Origin of the sequence: Bathymodiolus azoricus thioautotrophic gill symbiont, from assembly GCF_001298715.1 — a bacterium.
In the GTDB taxonomy this organism is placed as follows: Bacteria; Pseudomonadota; Gammaproteobacteria; order PS1; family Pseudothioglobaceae; genus Thiodubiliella.
Genome location: NZ_CDSC02000188.1, coordinates 1 through 861, shown reverse-complemented (window position 1 = coordinate 861; position 861 = coordinate 1). Strand labels below are relative to the sequence as shown.

The following is an 861-nucleotide window of genomic DNA, read 5'->3' as shown; positions in this document are numbered from 1 at the left end:
AAAGTGCACGCTCCCAAGTTGTTTTTCATGAGCTAACTTTAAAATATCTGCTTTATTTTTTTCAATATCTTGATCAATTGTTGATATGCGAAGATAAGCCGTTGTTTTCATGCAAAAACTCCTAAATTTAGTATAAACCTATTTATATTAATTATTATATAATAATTAATATATTTTAGTCAATGATATATAGGATATTATTTACTATACGTTCATTTAAAATATAAGGATAGTTATAGCGAGAGTTGTTATTTTATCAAAAGAGGAGTCAAAGCGGAGTAAACGGGTTAGTGCTATGATTTTTTAGAGAGGACTTTACACAATCTGGTTTACAGGGTCTTAATAGACCCTGTAAACCAGATTGTGTAAACCCTCATATCAAATGCTCAAACTGGAACAACGTGGTGGAACCTGACAATTACCTACTGATTCGTGATGGTTTTGTGCCAATCAACATTAAATTTATTGATAGGGCAGATTACTACACCGCCTTTAATGAATTTAACGAATCAGGGAAAACCAAAATCATGGAAAGTATTATCGGCAAAGCACTCATCAATAGTTACCACAAACGCTTGGCATATTTAGAAGGCAAAGAGATTGCCTCTCTGGTAGATTACACCAAAAAATACAAAATATCACACTCCAATCTTATCAACAAAGCCAAACGCCAAACCATTAAAACTTTTTCAGAAAAAAGTAAATGGAAAATTGGCGATTAATGGTTCCTAGATAATAAAAACACCCTGTAAAGGCAGGGTGTTTTTATGGTAGATTAAGTATCTATATTTAGAAACTATAGAGCATACTAATGCCAATACTATCAATACTATCAATGCCACCATCTGCTTTTATACGCTC

General features: G+C 32.4%; 1 protein-coding gene. It reads left to right on the top strand.

Features of this window, described 5'->3' with window-relative positions; translation table 11 throughout:
- The first annotated feature begins 404 nt into the window (after positions 1 to 404).
- On the top strand, positions 405 to 722 hold the full coding sequence (locus BAZSYMA_RS03650) for a hypothetical protein (RefSeq protein WP_241502543.1): 318 nt from the start codon (positions 405 to 407) through the stop codon (positions 720 to 722).
- Positions 723 to 861 lie beyond the last annotated feature (139 nt).